At 51.9% G+C, this 17,569-nt stretch carries 19 protein-coding genes; 5 read left to right on the top strand and 14 right to left on the bottom strand.

All coding sequences use genetic code 11. The annotated features are described in order from the left end of the window. Positions 1–73: 73 nt before the first annotated feature. From ACQKPA_RS16775 to ACQKPA_RS16765, 3 genes are all read right to left on the bottom strand, one after another. Positions 74–340: a hypothetical protein gene (locus ACQKPA_RS16775; protein ID WP_427493729.1), complete on the bottom strand. Its 267-nt coding sequence runs from the start codon at positions 338–340 to the stop codon at positions 74–76. A 357-nt stretch (positions 341–697) separates the two neighbouring features. After that, a complete protein-coding gene (locus ACQKPA_RS16770) occupies positions 698–1,309 on the bottom strand; it encodes a Type 1 glutamine amidotransferase-like domain-containing protein (protein WP_427493728.1) in 612 nt (203 codons plus the stop codon). 45 nt (positions 1,310–1,354) lie between these two features. Beyond that, positions 1,355–1,843, bottom strand: coding sequence for a DinB family protein (locus tag ACQKPA_RS16765; protein ID WP_427493727.1), 489 nt, complete (start codon positions 1,841–1,843; stop codon positions 1,355–1,357). Positions 1,844–1,955: 112 nt separating this feature from the next. Between ACQKPA_RS16765 and ACQKPA_RS16760 the strand changes: the two genes are divergently transcribed. Both ACQKPA_RS16760 and ACQKPA_RS16755 read left to right on the top strand, forming a co-directional pair. Then, positions 1,956–2,903 carry a helix-turn-helix transcriptional regulator gene (locus ACQKPA_RS16760; protein WP_427493726.1) on the top strand — a complete coding sequence of 316 codons (948 nt, stop codon included), beginning with the start codon at positions 1,956–1,958 and terminating at the stop codon, positions 2,901–2,903. 213 nt (positions 2,904–3,116) lie between these two features. Continuing rightward, entirely contained in the window at positions 3,117–3,779 is a 663-nt protein-coding gene (locus ACQKPA_RS16755) for a CatB-related O-acetyltransferase (RefSeq protein ID WP_427493725.1), read from the top strand. 129 nt (positions 3,780–3,908) lie between these two features. Here the strand turns inward: ACQKPA_RS16755 and ACQKPA_RS16750 are convergent, their stop codons facing one another. The 9 genes from ACQKPA_RS16750 to ACQKPA_RS16710 all read right to left on the bottom strand — a co-directional run bounded on the left by ACQKPA_RS16750 (position 3,909) and on the right by ACQKPA_RS16710 (position 12,514). After that, entirely contained in the window at positions 3,909–4,199 is a 291-nt protein-coding gene (locus ACQKPA_RS16750; protein WP_427493724.1) for a hypothetical protein, read from the bottom strand. An 85-nt stretch (positions 4,200–4,284) separates the two neighbouring features. Further along, positions 4,285–5,445 (bottom strand): N-acetylglucosamine-6-phosphate deacetylase, encoded by a 1,161-nt coding sequence (locus tag ACQKPA_RS16745; protein WP_427493723.1) that lies wholly within the window; start codon positions 5,443–5,445, stop codon positions 4,285–4,287. Beyond that, positions 5,438–6,226, bottom strand: coding sequence for a glucosamine-6-phosphate deaminase (locus ACQKPA_RS16740; RefSeq protein ID WP_427493991.1), 789 nt, complete (start codon positions 6,224–6,226; stop codon positions 5,438–5,440). The genes ACQKPA_RS16745 and ACQKPA_RS16740 overlap by 8 nt, the downstream gene beginning before the upstream one ends. Before the next feature lie 18 nt (positions 6,227–6,244). Continuing rightward, on the bottom strand, positions 6,245–7,273 hold the full coding sequence (locus ACQKPA_RS16735; RefSeq protein WP_427493722.1) for a Gfo/Idh/MocA family protein: 1,029 nt from the start codon (positions 7,271–7,273) through the stop codon (positions 6,245–6,247). A 54-nt stretch (positions 7,274–7,327) separates the two neighbouring features. Next, positions 7,328–8,338, bottom strand: a complete 1,011-nt coding sequence (locus tag ACQKPA_RS16730) for a Gfo/Idh/MocA family protein (protein ID WP_427493721.1) — start codon at positions 8,336–8,338, stop codon at positions 7,328–7,330. After that, positions 8,335–9,201, bottom strand: coding sequence for a sugar phosphate isomerase/epimerase family protein (locus ACQKPA_RS16725; RefSeq protein WP_427493990.1), 867 nt, complete (start codon positions 9,199–9,201; stop codon positions 8,335–8,337). Before ACQKPA_RS16725 ends, ACQKPA_RS16730 begins: the two co-directional genes overlap by 4 nt. A 70-nt stretch (positions 9,202–9,271) precedes the next feature. Further along, complete coding sequence (locus ACQKPA_RS16720; protein WP_071221237.1) at positions 9,272–10,096, bottom strand: carbohydrate ABC transporter permease; 825 nt, start codon at positions 10,094–10,096, stop codon at positions 9,272–9,274. Between the two features lie 60 nt (positions 10,097–10,156). After that, positions 10,157–11,122, bottom strand: a complete 966-nt coding sequence (locus ACQKPA_RS16715) for a carbohydrate ABC transporter permease (protein WP_427493720.1) — start codon at positions 11,120–11,122, stop codon at positions 10,157–10,159. A gap of 30 nt (positions 11,123–11,152) precedes the next feature. Next, positions 11,153–12,514: an ABC transporter substrate-binding protein gene (locus ACQKPA_RS16710; RefSeq protein ID WP_427493719.1), complete on the bottom strand. Its 1,362-nt coding sequence runs from the start codon at positions 12,512–12,514 to the stop codon at positions 11,153–11,155. A gap of 191 nt (positions 12,515–12,705) precedes the next feature. Between ACQKPA_RS16710 and ACQKPA_RS16705 the strand changes: the two genes are divergently transcribed. Both ACQKPA_RS16705 and ACQKPA_RS16700 read left to right on the top strand, forming a co-directional pair. Then, on the top strand, positions 12,706–14,577 hold the full coding sequence (locus tag ACQKPA_RS16705; RefSeq protein ID WP_427493718.1) for a sensor histidine kinase: 1,872 nt from the start codon (positions 12,706–12,708) through the stop codon (positions 14,575–14,577). After that, positions 14,552–15,613 carry a response regulator transcription factor gene (locus ACQKPA_RS16700; RefSeq protein WP_427493717.1) on the top strand — a complete coding sequence of 354 codons (1,062 nt, stop codon included), beginning with the start codon at positions 14,552–14,554 and terminating at the stop codon, positions 15,611–15,613. Before ACQKPA_RS16705 ends, ACQKPA_RS16700 begins: the two co-directional genes overlap by 26 nt. Before the next feature lie 12 nt (positions 15,614–15,625). On the opposite strand, the gene ACQKPA_RS16695 is transcribed toward ACQKPA_RS16700, so the two are convergent. Both ACQKPA_RS16695 and ACQKPA_RS16690 read right to left on the bottom strand, forming a co-directional pair. Beyond that, positions 15,626–16,156: a GrpB family protein gene (locus ACQKPA_RS16695; protein WP_427493716.1), complete on the bottom strand. Its 531-nt coding sequence runs from the start codon at positions 16,154–16,156 to the stop codon at positions 15,626–15,628. 187 nt (positions 16,157–16,343) lie between these two features. Continuing rightward, the gene (locus tag ACQKPA_RS16690) at positions 16,344–16,889 is read right to left on the bottom strand and encodes an NAD(P)H-dependent oxidoreductase (RefSeq protein ID WP_427493715.1); all 546 of its coding nucleotides are present in this window, start codon (positions 16,887–16,889) and stop codon (positions 16,344–16,346) included. A gap of 248 nt (positions 16,890–17,137) precedes the next feature. Between ACQKPA_RS16690 and ACQKPA_RS16685 the strand changes: the two genes are divergently transcribed. After that, a complete protein-coding gene (locus ACQKPA_RS16685; protein WP_427493714.1) occupies positions 17,138–17,524 on the top strand; it encodes a winged helix-turn-helix transcriptional regulator in 387 nt (128 codons plus the stop codon). Positions 17,525–17,569: the final 45 nt, after the last annotated feature.

The following is a 17,569-nucleotide window of genomic DNA, read 5'->3' as shown; positions in this document are numbered from 1 at the left end:
CGTCTGCTTCTAGAGCACATAAACTGTGAACTCTGGAGCGGACCAGTGTGGGGATGCTTCTTTTTCTTATTTTCTAGCATGTTATTTTATCGAGATGTTCCCCCGAGGAGGTTTTGAGCTTCACCTCATGCAGGCCAGCACCGGAGCCTGCGGAACTGCCGCTTTGGAGCAGCGAAACCTCCAATGCTTCCACCTCCCCTGTCTCCACGAATAAAGTGGTGCTGCCATGGTCGATCTCCAGCACTTCAACCTCCTCAAGCGTTGCACGTTGGAGCTGCTCCTCTTCCTCTTCTTCGCCCCTCGAACCGCATGCACTGAGCAAGAACTGCAGAGGATCCATAGGAGTGCAGCTGGTGCATATCGTTTCATTACTTTTCCACCCCTTTTCAACATTGAAGCCATTGTACAGGATGACGCTGCGTCACTTTCAAGGTAATTTATATTTATGGTATAAGATAAAAAAAGGGATGGCCGTTGCCATCCCCAGAGTGTCGAGAAAGTCCAGAGGACTTTTCGACACTTTATTTTTTATATGGGGAGGCTCATCTTTTAAACCAAAAATCGATTTAAAACGATCTGAGACCCCTAGTTTTGAGACTATTAAGGCAAATTTTAACCCCCTGCAAAAAACAGGGGGTTTCTCAACAGCCTGGGGATGGCCGTTGCCATCCCTTTAATCATCGAATCAAACATCAATTTAACGAACCACTATTTTATTATTTTCAACTTGGATTACCTGCGTATTGGAAATAGGCACAAGATTTAATTTAGAATCGTAGTGAGCCATTAAATCAGTAGCTGCGTCTTTAAAAGGTTCGTTGTTATAATGCGGAACAGGATAAACATTTATGAAGTTTAAACCCTCAAACGACTTCAATGTAGTCGCTTTACCAATATCATCCATAAATTTTACATACTCTATATTAGGAGATGTTATTATGGATCCAGCTGATTCTCCAATATACAATTTTCCCGAATGAACTTGATCTGTTATGATCTTGTCTGCCTTTGATTTCCGCAGCTCTTGTAACAAGTAGAACGTATTTCCACCAGATACGTAAATATAATCATTTCGTTCCAGCGTTTCTTTGATTTCCTGCGATGGCGCTACAGATATATCAAGCTCTTCAACGACGATTCCCAACTTCTCGAATGCTTCTTTTGCTGTATGAATATAGTGGGTGATTTCTTCTGGAATACTCGCAGTAGGAATAAACGTTATACTCCTCCCTTTCAGATCATCCGCAACGAATTCCCTAAAGAGATCAACAACATCTTTAAACGAAGATGTTAAAAACAATTTCAGCATCTTTACTTCTCCTTTCATTATGGACTAGGTATCCGTGCTATAACTTTAATATAAATCAAACATACTCACTTCATAGCCCTGGGCTTTCAGGTAATTGAACATTTGCGCCCGATGATGCTGGGCATGCGTGACGATTTCAATCAGCCACTTGGCTTGGGTTGAACCGTGCTCCAAGTAGAAGGGTTTGGTTTTCTTCTGCATAAATTCTTCATCTGTCAGTCCGTCCATGTATGTCTTTACATCCGCAAGTCCCTTCGTCATCCAGGATATCAGCTTGTCCTTGTCCACGCCGTCAGCGGCGATGCTAGCTTCCAGCTCCCGGATCTCCGCTTCGCTCTTCTCTTGCAGAATCAACAGGTCCGTGGCAGGCACCGACACCAAATGGTGCACGAGTTCCTGAAGCGATCTCATATTGTGGGCAGGCCTGTAATCCCAATGCTCCGGTGAAATTTTACCGATCAGATTCGAACTCGTCCTAACGATAAGCTCCAGTTCCTCGAACAACAGCTGTTTCATTTCATGCAATTGATTCACGTTTCATCACTCCATTTTTTAGTTATAAGGGGTCTCTGGGTTCTACGGCCAGTATAGCGTATAATAGTGACAACTATTGTCATAGTCATCAAACAGATACGGAGCTGATCTTATGTCCAAATCCAAACGTCTCATGGAGCTGATGATGACCGTGAACCGGATGCGAAAATTCACGGTAAGGGAATTGGCCGATCAATTCAGCGTGTCCTCTCGCACGATCTTGCGGGACCTGCAGGAGCTGAGCGAGCTCGGCGTTCCCCTTTATTCCGAGGTAGGACCTCACGGCGGATACCAGGTGCTCAAAGAACGGATTCTCCCCCCGATCGCCTTCAGCGAGGAAGAAGCCGTTGCGATGTTTTTTGCCAGCCACGCCCTGCGTCACTATTTATTTCTTCCCTTTGAAGCCGAGTCCTCTACCGCGCTACAGAAATTTTATTATTACATGCCCGGGGATGTGCGCGACCGGATTGACCAGATGAAGAATCGGGTGGATTTTCTGACGCATACAAGGCAGCAGAAGGTTGAATCTCTCGGGGTTCTGCTGGATGCCGCCGTCGACCAGCGGGTCGTTACGGTGTTATACGAGGGCAGGGAAGGCTATGCCGCGCGAAGCATCCAGCCCGTGGGCATCTATGCAAGCAACGGCTTCTGGTATTGTGCCGCTTATTGTTTTTTGCGCGATGATTTCCGCCTGTTTCGCTGCGACCGCATGCAGTCCGTGGCCTGTGATACAACCGGCATCGAGCCGCGGGATCACCGCCATATCCATCTGGGGAACTGGAGGGAATACGGGACGGAGAAATCCGTCTATATTCGGATGGTCGTTGATCTGAGCCGGGAAGGCGTTCAGCGCTGTGAATCTGAATTATGTCCTGTCCCCCATATTGCTAAGCGGCCGGATGGAAGCGGACGGCTTGATCAGAACGTCCCTGCCAGCGAGCTTTTGTATTTTGCTAAATTTTTTATCGGTTTAGGAAATGAAGCGACCGCGAAGGAGCCGCAGGAGCTGGTGGATCGCATGAAGGGAATTCTGAAGGAGATGATGGCGAAGTATGGTTAGGGGCAGCAAACTCTCCTTTTGGCAAAGGGTACGGATTACTTTATCGGAATGCTGTACGTTTGACGAAAAGATCAACCTTTTGTTACAATCTCACCAATACTGAGGAAAAGGATGAGGACGATGGTTCGTCGCTTGATAAGGTTTAAGAATGTCGCTACTGTATTAAGCTTCTAAGTAAAAATGATCTACTCTACTTAGAAGCGAGGTAAAAGAATGAAACAACATCGGTTCGAACACTGGTCCGAAATTAAGTATTTGAAGGATATTGTCACTAACCCAATGATTACAGTAGGAGAGTACTCTTACTACTCTGGTTATTACGATCATCATGATTTTGAAGATGGTTGCGTTAGATACCTTTGGGGGGATGAGAAATCCCGAAGGTTGTTTAATCCCATCGAAGACCATGGTTGGCATATAGATAAGTTGATTATTGGCAATTACGTATGTATAGCAAGTGGTGTTATTATACTAATGGGTGGAAATCACAATCATCATCCTGAATGGATAACCGTGTATCCTTTTGTCGATCAGATTGAAACTTCTTACGCGCCAAAAGGCGATACCATCATCGAAAGTGATGCCTGGATTGGAATGAACGCCATGATTATGCCAGGTGTGACCATTGGCGAAGGTGCTATTGTGGCGGCTGGTTCGGTTGTTGCAAAAGATGTCCCGCCCTATACGGTCGTAGGCGGTAACCCTGCTAAAGAGATTAAGAAACGCTTTACGGATGGAGAAATTGAGAAGTTAAAGGAAATGCGATGGTTCGATTGGGAACGCGAGCGAATTGAACGAGCCGCTCAGATCTTGTCCAGTTCTTCCGTAAATCAATTATATGACTTTTATCAAAAAGAAATAAAACCATATGTTTAATTTCAGACTCCCCATAAGAATAAAAAATGAATGCAAAAATCCCTTCTTGAACTCAAGAAGGGATTTTTTATACGTGGTCTTTAACATAAAATGAAAGAGCGAAGAAATCTGCAGCTGCATCGTTACAACCTATGGACCCAGTATTAGATATCCTAAAAAGGTGTAGATAAAATAAGAGAATAGCGCAAGCGCATTGCAGGTTATTAATAGCAGGTCCTTGGCTGAATCGGTTACGCCATAGGAACGTATGGATAGCGCGATACCAAATGGCGGAATAACGACAGTGGACAGAAGTCCATAAAAGTGAAACCAGTGTCCGTCGCGGATAAACAGAATCTCTATAGTGAATAAGAGGATAGGCAGCACAAATGTCCATGCTGAGATTTTCCGTACAACGGGAACTCTCCATTTCAATGGCATGTCTCCTCTCCCTCCTGTTCCGTGATAAGGAAAAACCCAGATCGCAATCTGGGTTTTGGTTACGTTTTCTATATTTTAACATCTATCAATCCCCTTGGTAAACTGAACGCCCTCCCTTGATGGTCTCCACTATGCGGAGGCACCCCTTGCGCTTCTCCAGCACTACGAAGTCGGCCTGTGCTCCTCTCTTCAGGCCATAGGGTTCCGCTTGCCCCATCGCCTCGGCGGGCCGCATGGAAGCCATGTCCCAAGCTTCAGGAAACGTGCACAGCTCCGACTGAGCCAGCCGCCAAACCGCATCGGCAAGCATCATGGCTGAGCCGGCCAACAACTCGGGCTTGCGGGCGAGATGCAATCGGCCTTCAGGCGTTAAGACAACATTTCCGCCGATATGGGTCTCGTATTTTCCTGGCGGCATCCCGCTTAAATAGACGGCATCGCTGACGAGCAGCGCTTTGGACGACTTGGCGCGGAGCATCACTTTGATGACCGAATCCGGCAGATGGTTCCCGTCCGCAATTATGCCTGCCCACAGCTGATCTTGCGCCAGCTGCTCCCATATATAATTCGGATGCCGCGGCAGCGTCAGATGTGCACCATTACCCAGATGGGTGGACATCGTGGCTCCTGCTTCCACGGCTTGCCGAATTTGCGCAGGCGTCGCGGCAGTGTGCCCGATCGATACCGTAATCCCCGCCTCTACGCACGACCGGATAAAACTCGCGGCATTCGGCCACTCCGGCGATAGGGTGACGATCCGAATCCGGTTCCCCGATGCCGCCTGCCATCTCGTGAACAATGCCCAGTCCGGCTCCTTGATGTACCGGGAATCATGTGCTCCCCTTGGCCCTTCCTCCGGAGAAAGAAAAGGGCCTTCCAAATGAATCCCGCCTATGGTCGAACCGACCGCTTCATCCTCCAGGCAAGCCGCGTCGATAACTCGCAGCAATTGCTCGATCTCTTCGTCTCCGTTGGTAATGACGGTGGGGTAGTACAGCGTTACGCCTTTCTCCCATAAGCGCCGGGTTGCCCCAATGATCGTATCCGTTGTGAGCGGCAGCGAATTGAAATCATGTCCGTAACCGCCGTTAATCTGAAGATCGATCAATCCGGGAGCGATCCACGTCTCCTCTTCACCATCGTGAGGAAGTATCCGTTCTATCCGGCCGCCAGAGTCCCATTCTAGCCTTATTCGCTCCCCTGTTCCGTAATGGCGACCCATACGAACAAGTTCATGGCTATCCATTCCGGATTTCCCCATAAGACTCCCGGTCCACGTACAACGTGCAATCCGAATGCCGCCGAAGAATGCTGGCCGGGCAGGCCTCGCTTATATCGCCGTACAGCGTCCTTTGAACCGCCGCTCGCTTGCTTGCGCCCGGAACGACGCAGAACAGATGGGCAGCCGACATTAAGGCCGGAATGGTAAGCGTAAGCGCGTATTTCGGAACCTCCTCCAAGCTCGCGAAACAGCCGTCATTCACCTGCTGTCGGCGACAATCCTCGTCCAGCTTCACCCGCTTTACCCATAACGGATCCGCAAAATCGGCAACGGGCGGATCGTTGAAGGCGATATGCCCGTTCTCGCCAATGCCCAGGACCACCATATCAATCGGCGCAGCGGTAATCAATCCGCTATATCTGTCGCACTCCGCTTCAGGATCATTCAAACCGTCGATCAGATGCACCTCTCCTGGAGATACCCGATCAAACAGCCGCTGGGATAAAAAGTTCCCGAACCGCTGCGGGGCCGACTTGGGAAGGCCGATGTATTCATCCATGTGAAAAGCCGTGAATCGGCTCCAGTCCAATCCGTCCGATTGCACCAGCGCTTCCAGGCACTCATTCTGGGACGGGGCGGCCGCAAAGACGATGCGAATGCGCTCTTTCTCGTCCAGCAGGCGCTGCATGGCCCCGCGGATATCGGCGGCGGCCGCCTTCCCCATCGCTTTGCGCTGGTCATAAACGCGGACCTTCAGTTGATCCTGAACTTTTTCAAGCACAGGCTTTACGCTGCGCTGAGACATCATAGTCACCTCCATCCCTTACAACACCGGCGTTCCGGTCTGCAGTTGAATTTCCTTGCGCTGGCGGGAAGCCTCGTAGGTGCAGAGAATAATCTCCAGCGAATGCCTGCCGTCCTTCCCGGTAATAACAGGCTGTCGGCCTTCGCGAACGGCAAGCGCCATATCTCGAATTTGCAGGCGATGACCGTCAGGTATGACTTTAAATGGTTCGAACTCAGGCAGCTGAATCTGCTGGCCATCGATCTCAAGGGAAACGATGGTATCCTCTTCAATGACGAGCACGCCCTTATCCCCATGGATAACCAGCCGCTGTCCCTTGCCGTCGCAGGCCGTCGTCGTGATCTCCAACACGCCGAGCGCCCCGCTCGCAAATTCAAGTGCAGCGATAACGGTATCTTCGACTTCGATATTTCGCAGCACGGCTTTGGCCTTCGCGGACAAGGATGCTACGGGCCCAACGAGCCATTGCAGCATATCCACCGTGTGAATTCCCTGATTCATCATCGCTCCGCCGCCATCCATCGCCCAGGTCCCACGCCAGCCCGCACTGTCGTAATAGGCTTGATCGCGGTAGAGCATGACATATGCCGAGCATAAACTGAACTTCCCAAGCCGTCCTTCCTGAATGACCTTCCGGGCATATCGAGCCTGCGGGGACATGCGCCTCGGAAAGACGGTTGCGAGCAGCACGTCGTTCTCGGCGCATACCTCAATCATGCGCTCGACATCGTCAAGCCGGATCGCCATCGGCTTCTCCACCAGCACATGCTTGCCCGCCCGGGCGACCATCGCCGTCTGCTCTGCATGCATGCCGCTTGGCGTGCAGATACAGACTACCTCCACATCCTCGCGTGCCAGCAGTTCTTCCAAGGTGTTGCAGATGTCTCCTCCGTACGTTTCGGTAAGCTTGACGGCTGATTCCCGTTTCGTATCGAATACGGCGGCAAGCTCAGCCTCCTCCGTATTCAAAATGCCCTTCGCATGAATATCCGCAATAATCCCGCAGCCGATAATACCGAATCGGACGGGCAGCTTTTCCTTCGTCATGTTCCCTACGCCTCCTCAATACGCTCTGTTTTCGATGAAAGCCGTATACATTCCCTATTCCCGGATCAGGACCCGTGCTCCCTCATCCGCCATCACCGTAGCCTCCGAGGCTTTGTAAATATCGTCATGCGTGATCAGGCCCGCTACTCCCTCCACCCGGTTCAGAAAATCCTGCGAAAGGGAGAACGCGGGAGGCGTTAAAGGCAAAGAACGCAGCTCCTGATCGGTGATCACAAGCGCAACCTCATCACTCGATAATAAGGGATCGCCTTCCAGCCGAATTTCTGCAGTGCCGCGCGTCCCCGTTACGAATATCCGTCCATCTCCCCAAGTCCAGCTGCCGGCGGGCGTGTGCCAGTCCGCGTACAGCTGTGCCGTGATCCCGCCATCCATGAATACCTGAACGCCGGCCGCATCATAGAAGGTCGGATATTCAGGCAGCATATGCTTCGCCAGATAACCGGATGCCGTCTCCACCTCCCGGCCCGTCAGCCATCGTAACAGGTCAAAATCGTGCACGAAGAGATCGTTAATGATGCCTCCGGATTGCGACTTGTCAAAATGCCAGGCTGGCCTCGATTCCGGATTCAGCCGATGCGGCTTACGCATCGAGATGTGGACGATGTCCCCTAACTCTCCCGCCCGGATCATCCGATGAATGGTATGCAGGGAAGGGCGGAAGCGCTCGGTCAGCATCATCCCTATCTCGATTCTTCCCCGCTCCAGAACGCTGCGCAGCCGGGTCAGCCCCGCCCGATCTGTCACGGCAGGCTTGTCGATCATGACAGGCTTGCCATGGAGCTCACACAGCTCAATGACATCGATCTTCTCATGGTTGATGGCCGCGCAGCCGATAACGCTCACTCCTTCATCGCTCAGCAGCGATTCCTGATCCCCTGTCAGTTCCAGACCGTACCGGTCGGCAAGAGTGCGGGCTAAAGGCTTATTGTCCGGTTCGTATACTCCTGCGCATTCGTAGCCCAGTGCCAGCATCTCCTCGATAAACATGCCGATATGGGCATGCTGGCAGCCGATGATTCCAAATTTCCGTGCTTTTCCGCTCATCCGGTCGACACCTCCACAGCCTGCAGCCACTCCTTGATGACCGACAGATCATAAGCAAGCCGTTCCTTCGGCGGATAGGGAGCTGCGCATTCCAGCGTAAGCCAACCCCCATACCGGTATTCCCGAAGTCCCCTGAGCAGCCCGCCGTGATCCACTTCTCCTTCACCAAGGCGGCACTGCAGGAAGAACTCTTCCCCGTGACGGGTCAAGTTCTTAAACGTTCCCGGTGCGCCTCCCTGTGCGATCCGCCGTTCATCCTTGATGTGCACATGGAACAAACGGCTTCCGAGCTGCCGGACCGACTCTTCCCCAAATTCCGTGTCGGTAATGTACATATTCCCTGCGTCATGAATCAGACCAACCTGGTCATCGCCGATCAAATCCAGCAGTCGCAGAGCGCTATCTGTCGTCTCCACCAGGCTCTGATTGTGAATCTCCAGCACGATCCGTTTTCCCGCAGCACGAGCTTCCTCCGCGCATTTCCGAATCCAGAAGGCCGCCTTGGCATAATGATAATCCTCCGCCAGGAAGGCATTCGGCCCCCCCTGAAAGATCCGGATCATCCCCGCCTCCAACATTACTGCGCGTTCAAGCAGACCCATAAACTGATCGTAAGCCTCAGCGCATTCCGCATCTCCGCTTGTCGAGAAATGTCCCATATAACCCGCCAATGCAGGAATATCCAAGCCATGGTCTTCCGCAACAGCCTTCATTTCGCGAACCCGCGGCAGCGAAGCTTCCGGACTTAAGTGCGGTTCGCGGCAGGCAATTTCGATTCCGTCGAAACCGAGCCCGGCCGCGATCGACAACGCTTCATGGATGCTGTAATCGATTAACGATCCGCTGAATGCCGCTATTCTCATCTTCTCTTTCATCCTTTCCATCACAGACATGGCCCCTTCCGGAGCCGATAGCAACGTTAGTAACGTTCCATTATTTAATCCCGGCCATATTGTGGTTCTGCACAAAATATTTCTCGGCAAACAGGAATACCAGCAGGATTGGAACCAGACTGACCAGTGCGGCTGCGATCATAAGCTGTTCATTGCCGGTCCACTGGCCTGACAAGGAGAGAATGCCGATGGGCAGCGTATACTTCTCATTCGAGGTCAAATAAATGACAGGCGTCAGAATCTCGTTCCACTTGCCCATGAACGTAAAGATCGCCAGCGTCGCCAGCGTAGGCCTGGCCATCGGAATAAAAATTCGCAGGTAGATCTGGAACGGATTGCAGCCCTCCATCTTGGCCGCCTCCTCGTACTCCTTAGGTATATTCATGAAAGCCTGACGCATGAGGAAAATCCCAAACGGCTGAGCCAGCCATTCGATAATCCACAGCGGCGTGAGCGTATCCAGCATGTTCAGCTTATTAAAAATGATGAAATGTGGGATGATGATGACCACCGCCGGAATCATCATCGTACCCAGCACCATTACGAATAACGCACTTTTCAGCGGAAAGCGCAGTCTTGCGAACGCATACCCGACCATCGAGCAGGAGATCAGGGCGCCTATGACGGACAATGCGGCTACGAAGATGCTGTTCAGCGTGTAGCCCCCAATATTCCCAAGCTGGAACACCTGGGCGTAATTGGACCATTGGAATACTTCAGGAATCCAGCGGGGCGGAACCGTTGTATATTCCTTGTAGGTTTTCAATGAGTTCATGAGCGCCGACAGAAACGGCACGATCATGATGAGCGAGCTGATCCCGATCAGCACGTATCCGATACTTTTTCCCAGCAGCTTTCTTCTCATTTGAGGCCACTCCTTCCTCCGATGCGGTTCCAAATCCCCAGTTCCATCTTGATCGCTTGATCAGTCATAATGCACCCACTTCTTTTGGGCCCGAAGCTGTATCAGCGTCAGCAGGAACAGGATCATGAACAGCACCCAGGCAATGGCGGAAGCATACCCCATCCTCATAAAGGTGAACCCTTCGCGATATAAATACAGCATCATGACCAGGCTGGAGTTATTCGGGCCTCCCGCCGAGCTGATGTCGCCCCTGCCGGTCAGCACGTAGATCTGTTCGAATGCCTGGAAGGTAGAGATCGTGCTCATGATGACAACCAGGAAGGTCGTCGGCGAGATCAATGGAACCGTAATGTACCGGAATTTGCGCAGGGCTCCAGCACCGTCGATCTCCGCGGCTTCATACAGATCCCCGGGAACACTCTGCAGACCCGCCAGATAAATGACCATAATATAGCCGATCCCTTTCCAGACCGCGATGAACACGAGCAGCGGAATCGCCAGCTTCGGATCCTGCAGCCAGCCTTGCCCTTCCAGCCCAAGCTTGGCAAGCAGCGTATTTGCCAAACCGAAGCGAGGGTTGAATATAGCGTCAGCAACGTAGAGGATGACGGTCCATGAGGAGATCACCGGGATAAAATGGGCCATCCGGAACCATTTAAGCCCTTTCAAACGCTGGTTTAGCGCGACGGCCAGCACCAAGGCCAGGAAGGTCTGGAGCGGCACGAACAGAACAGCAAAATACAAGGTATTCCACAGGGAACGCCAGAACATCGAATCATCGGCCATGCGCCGGAAATTATCCAGTCCGCTCCACTCGGGCGGATTCAGCATGTCATAATCGGAAAAGCTGAAATACAGGGATGCGGCGAGAGGCCCCGCCACAAAAATGATAAAGTGGAGAACATAGGGGGAGGCCATGAGCAGCCCCCATCTCCCCTCATGATCCCATTTCCGTTTTCGGGCGGGCTTTCCGTGCGGCATCGGATCGGCTTTGAGTGCTGCATTGTCGTTTAGCGTATTGTCCATTTCACTCCCGCCTTTCTTCCACCCTTGGTTTTATTTTTTATAGAAATCATCGAGGACCGCCTGAACGGCTGCGTCCGCTTCGCTTAAAGCCTGATCGATGGTCGCATCCCCCAGGAAGGCACGCTCCGCATGCTCGTTGAATTTGCCTACCCATTCTTCCCAGACCGCGTTATTGTCGAGCGTCTGCGCGAACTCCAGGCTATCCAGGAAGGCCTGGCGGTTAGCCGGCTGCTCTCCAGCCTTGAGGAACACTTCGGATTCCGCTACGGATTTTTTCACGGGCACGGCTTCGCCAAGCTCGGTCCACTGCTTCTGCACATCGTCTTCCGTCGCCCAATATTTAATCCACTCCCAGGCAGCTTCCGCTTTCTCATCGCTTGACTTCTGATTAATCACCCACGAGTTGGCAATGACGGGGGACACCCGCTTGCCGTCAGGTCCCTTCGGCAGCAGCGTCACATCGTAATTCAGACCGGCCTCATTCGCTGCCTGCACCCGGGCATAGATGCCGATCCGCATGGCTGCCGATCCGCTAGGGAACACGGCGGTATTGCTCTGGAAGCTCTTCAGGTCGACCGGATCCGTAATAATGCCGCGCTGCATGCCGTCGACCATCCATTCGAACGCCTGCTTGTTCTCCGGGGAATTGATGATCGAGTTCTCCGCTTTCTCGTCAAGGGTTCCGCCGCCGTAGGATTTCATCACGGAGAACCAGCCCTCGGTAATGCTGAAGAACGTAAGCCCGAACTGATTCACGCTGGCTGCGTCGAACCCGCTGTCCTCGGCCGTTTTTCCGCCGGCATCCACCGTCAGCTTGGCTGCCGATGATTTCAGATCCTCCCAGGTCCATTCATCCGAAGGATACGCTACGCCGGCCTTATCAAACAGATCCTTGTTGTAAAACAACACGCCGACCTGTATGCCCTGCGGCACGCCCCAATAGCGCCCGTCCGCGTCCTTGTTGAAATCGAGGCCGTAGTACTCATCGGCTTTCAGATCCCTTGCAATCCAATCGGTCAGATCCTTGGCCGCGCCCCGCTGGGCGTATTTCATCACGTAGACGCCGTCGGACAGCCATACGTCCGGCGCTTGGCCGGCCGCGATCTGCGTATCCAGCTTCTGATAGAACTGCCCGTAAGGCGCACTCTGCGTCTTCACCGTAATGTTCGGATGCTTTTCCTCGAACTGCTCGATCAGCTCCTTCATCTTCGCATCGGAGCTGTCGCTGGAATAATACCCGAGCAGGATTTCTACCTTTTTCCCTTCATCCCCTCCGGTGCCGGGTGTGGCAGTGCCGGTCTTACCCTCATCAGCATTGCCGCAACCGCTTACCATAACGGATATCAGCAATAAGGCCGTTAACCAGCTGTAAAACCCTTTTCTCTTTTTCACAAATCCTCGCCCCCTATTGTTTGAATGGATTAATGCGATTGTAGTTGATAACGACCGAATGCGCCCATGTGCTTTCTTAGCCCACTTGTGATTTCTTGCTGCGGCATCATGGTTTTTTATTTACAACTTGTGTTTTTTTGCTACAATGTTCCTTACATTCCCTACTTCAAAGCGAGGAAGGCGGAAGAGCGATGAACATCCAAGGCGTTTCCACCGGTAATCTGACCATTAACCAACGTTTGTTCGTGCTGATCATCCTATTCATTGGCCTCCCCTTCTTTCTGCTCGGCAGCTTTTGGTACCAGTCGTCTACCAAAGCGATTGAACAGTTTGCCGCAGGTGCTAACAAGCGTATCATCGAACAAACCAACGTCTCGCTGGATTCGTACATATCCAATCTGGAGAATTCCACCTATCCCTTTATCCACAACCCGCAGATCCAGCAATTTCTCTCGACCACACAGCTTACTCCTTATGCGTACTTTCAGCTTGCCAAAAAAGTGGAGGACGACTTGTTTGCCCAGATGATTTACGGCAGGTCCGACATTATTGGAATCTCGCTCGTCGCCGAGAACAAAAGACAAATTACCGATTACGAAAGCGCACCGGGACTGCTCGACATGAGTGAAATCCGCAAACGCAACCGATCCTATCAGGCGCAGCTGGATCAATTCAACGATTTTCAAATCATCGGCCTCAGCCGGGTAGGAAACACACCAGCCCTTACCGTGGCCCGGAAGCTGTATGACAATTCGTCCTTTCTCTATAAAGGCTTATTGATTGTCGACCTCAATCTGAAGCAAATCGGAGCCATCTGCTCTAACGATTCGCTGGGGGGCTTTGATGTCTGGATCATGGGCAAGGATGGGCAGATGATCTACCACCCGGATCCGAGCCGGGTCGGAACCCCAGTCGAACCGGGGCTGTTAACACGAATTCAAAACCGGGACTCCTCCTTCTTCCGGCATCAAGACACCGTTTCGGGCACCGAAAAGATGGTTCTGCATGAACGCTCGCAGCTCACCGGCTGGACGGTTGTCGCCGACCTGCCGCTGAACAATCTCATCGGCGGTTTGATCACCCAGCGGAATTACTCGCTTGCGGCCGCAGCCCTCCTTATGATCATTGCATTGGCGCTTGTGGGCGGCTTCTCCTTGTCTTTAACAAGGCCGCTCTCCATGCTCCAGAAGCTAATGGCCCGCGTCGAGCGAGGGGATTTTGTGCTTCCTACCAACATGAACCGGTTCCGCAACAATGAAATGACCGCCGTATTTCAAAGCTTCTACAGCATGACGGGAGAGCTGAAGCGGCTGATCCGGGAGGTCCAGGATTCCCAGCTGAAGGAACGGGAGCTCATGATCAAGCAGAAGGAATCCGAGCTCCGCTCCATGCAGTCCCACATCAACCCGCATTTTTTGTACAATTCATTGGAGATTATTAATTCATATGCCATTGCGGACGATCATATGGAAATCAGCCGCATGACGAGGGCGCTGGCCCATATGTTTCGTTACAATATCGGTCATGCCGGATCCGTCGTTTCGCTGCGGGAGGAAATGACGCATGTCCAGTATTATCTTGATCTTCAAAGCGCCCGTTTCCGCAGGCTCCGGATCGATATGAACCTGAACGAACGGGACCTGAATCGCGTAAACGCCGTAAGGCTCACGCTGCAGCCGATTGTAGAGAATGTATTCATACACGGATACCGAGGCAAGAAGCCAAGCTACCTGGGGATCAGCTCCCGTGCGGAATCGGGCTATTTTGCCATCATCATCCGGGACAAGGGGATTGGCATGACGGCGGAAACGCTGTGGCAGATCAGGCAAATCCTGCAAACCCGCGAGAAGCCGGGTGAAGGCATGCAACAAAACGACGGGGAGGAAACCACCAGCGGCATCGGCCTCTTGAACGTTCATCAAAGGCTTCAGCTTACCTTCGGTGACGAGTATGGCCTGCATCTTGTGGAATCCGTGCCCTTGGAAGGCACGATATTTGAAATCAGATTGCCGTACAGGACTAGCGAGGAGGGACACCATGTACCGGATCATGATGATAGATGACGAATACGCCATTCATTTGAGTTTGCGAAAGCTTGTTGAGAGGTCGGGTCTTCAAATTGTCGTCACCAGCGAAGCCGAGGACGGGGTTGAGGCTTTGGAAATGCTGGAAAATAGCCGACCCGACATCATCGTAACCGATATTTGCATGCCTGAAATGGATGGTCTGGAATTTATCCGCCGTGTCCGGGAATCCCATCCCCAGATGCATTTCATTATCCTGTCGGGCCATGACAACTTCGAATTCGCACGTCAGGCCCTGCGCTATGGCGTTTCGGACTTCCTGCTGAAGCCCATCGACCCTGCCCAGTTCCAAACGACGCTGGAACGTGCCTGCAGGGAGCTGGATGAGCGGAAAGCGCGGTTCTCCCGGCAAACGGAATGGACGCTTTCGCAGCAGCGCCACAAAGCCAGGCTGGCTGAGCTGCTGTATTCTGCCGATGAACAGAGAGCGCTGGAACAAATTCGCGAGATCATGACTCTTTTCGAGACGAGCGGGCCAGAAGAAGTCAGCGTGTCACGGTACGCCCAAATGCTGATGCAGGATCTGCTGACGGCGATGAAAGAACGCGGTTTGCTTCTTGCGATGGAGATTGGCGAGGATCAATGGCCACAGGACGATCCCATTGCCTGCAGCCGTCAAATACAAGATAAGATCAAGGAAATGCTGGCGTTGATTAAGGGCTCCCGAAATCTAGGGTCTCGCCACAATATTCAGAAGGCCAAACGTTACATTGAAGAGAATTACGCGATGGAGGATTTGTCCTTGCAGGAGGTAGCTGATTCGGTGGGGATGTCGGTCACATATTTAAGCCGTACCTTCAAGAGCGAAACGAATATGAACTTCGTAAAATACCTGGTGCAGGTCCGTATGGAAAAAGCGAGGGAATTGCTGGCGGAGTCTGAGCTTTCCGCCCAGGAAACAGCCTACCGCGTCGGCTTCTCGGACTATGTCCATTTCAGCAAGACGTTCAAAAAATTTCATGGCCTCACCCCTTCCGCTTACCGAAAGCAGTGCAAGGCCATGAATGGAGGATAAATTCGCAGGCGCTTATTCGAATTGCACACCGTTCTTCCATGCTTTCGCCCTGACAAGCAGCTGCTCAACGAACGCATTCTTCTCATCGGAGTATCGGAGCAGGGTCCGGGTCCCTTGCGAAACGATCCGTCGTTTGATCTCGCTGTAACGCTCGGCTTCCACGGCATGTGCCCGCAGGTAATCCCTGATCATGATGTTATGATTCCAGATGTCGCCACGGTATAACACAATATGAACGTTATAGGCAACGCTGCCTCTTTTGCGGAGATATAAACGACCGGGGATCCCCGCTTCGCCCAAGTCCTCGTAACCCATAGCGGTCAGCTTGGGGATGATTTCATTCGTATGCTGCGTGCTCTCCACGCCCACCAGAATATCGATAATGGGTTTGGCCATCATCCCCGGTACCGATGTGCTTCCAAAATGTTCGATGGCAGCCGTATAGGGACCGATCTCCTTGGTTAACGTCTGAAGTTCGTCGCTAAACCGATCCGCCCACTGCTTGTCATAGGACTCCAAGTGAATGGCTTCATCAATCGTCATGAAGCTGCCTCCTTCGAATTTGGTACGCATATGCATATGAAGCTGCTTCGAGCCAAACCGTTATGGTCTGCCTCGAAGCGCATAAGCACTGCTTCAGGTCATGCTCGTGGTATGACTCCATCATGCCCTTTATGGCTCCGGCCGACAAGTGCCAATCTTCTATCGGTTCACGGCCGAGAAGCATTCCTCAGTATCGGCTTTCGGCTGCAGGTGCTAGAACCTGGTCGGCATATCTGCCGGCCTCCGCCTGGAGCTCCTCATCGCTTACCTTCTCTACGTTATAGGTCGCAAAGGCCGGCAAATATCGGACTTTGCACCGGTTCAACGTGGCTTGAATCGGACGCAGCAGCTCACTGGCGGTATACCAATTGTCCCCACCTGCCTGATACCCTTGCTCTAAGCCTGCCACCGTCGTGGCCAGCATAAATTCCTTGCCCTTCAGATTGTTGCCTTCCGGTCCGAACGCCCAACCGAAGGTCAGAACGTCATCGAACCATTTCTTCAATAGGGGCGGGCAGCTGTACCAGTAAAACGGGAACTGGAACACTACCCGATCATACTGAAGAAGAAGCTGCTGCTCGCGTTCAATATCGATAATCCAATTCGGATACTCCTTGTAAAGATCCCGGATATCTACATTTCCATTCGCATACAGCCTGCTGTGCTGCATCAGCACTCGATTCGCACGCGAGTTGTCTAAATTCGGATGAACCACAATCACCATGATTTTCATATTCAGGTCTCTCCTGTCCCATTTGGTTTGTTTGACACCCCCATTATGTTTCGGATCCGTTTCGTTGAAAAGTACGCTCTTTTTATGTACTTAGTCAGTTTTAGCGTACCTATACATCCCATGCATAGTACGATAAAACGTACTAAGTACGAAGAAGAATAGTACTGGGTTTAAACCGAATACTGTGCTACATTACTAACATCAAATGAACAAAGACCGATGACACACTTCCTATGGGAGATGAGAATATGAGAACAACCGATCATGAACGGCCTAACACCGACGGCATCCTGACAACTCTGCAATTAATCGGCGGCAAGTGGAAACCGCTGATTCTATTTATACTGCTGCAGGACGGAACCAAACGATTCGGGGAGCTCCGGCGTCTGCTTCCGGGCGTGACCCAAGGCATGCTCACGAATCAGCTGCGCGAACTGGAACAGGATGGGCTGGTCGTACGCAAGGTATATCAGGAGATTCCGCCCAAGGTGGAGTATTCCATCTCGCAGCATGGAAAGAGCTTGGACAGCGTTCTGACCGACATGTGCACATGGGGATTTCAACATTTGGATTATGTCGAGAAGGTCAACGGACAACAAGGTGAAAGTCATGGAAAAAACGCAGGCGGACTGTAAACGCAGGAAGCAAAACCCTTAGTGCTCTTGCCAGGGACGGCTCGC

Origin of the sequence: Paenibacillus sp. NPDC093718 (genome assembly GCF_050279985.1) — a bacterium.
Lineage (GTDB): Bacteria > Bacillota > Bacilli > Paenibacillales > Paenibacillaceae > Paenibacillus_AQ.
The sequence above is the reverse complement of the archived record's forward strand: the minus strand, read 5'-3'. Positions and strand labels throughout refer to the sequence as shown.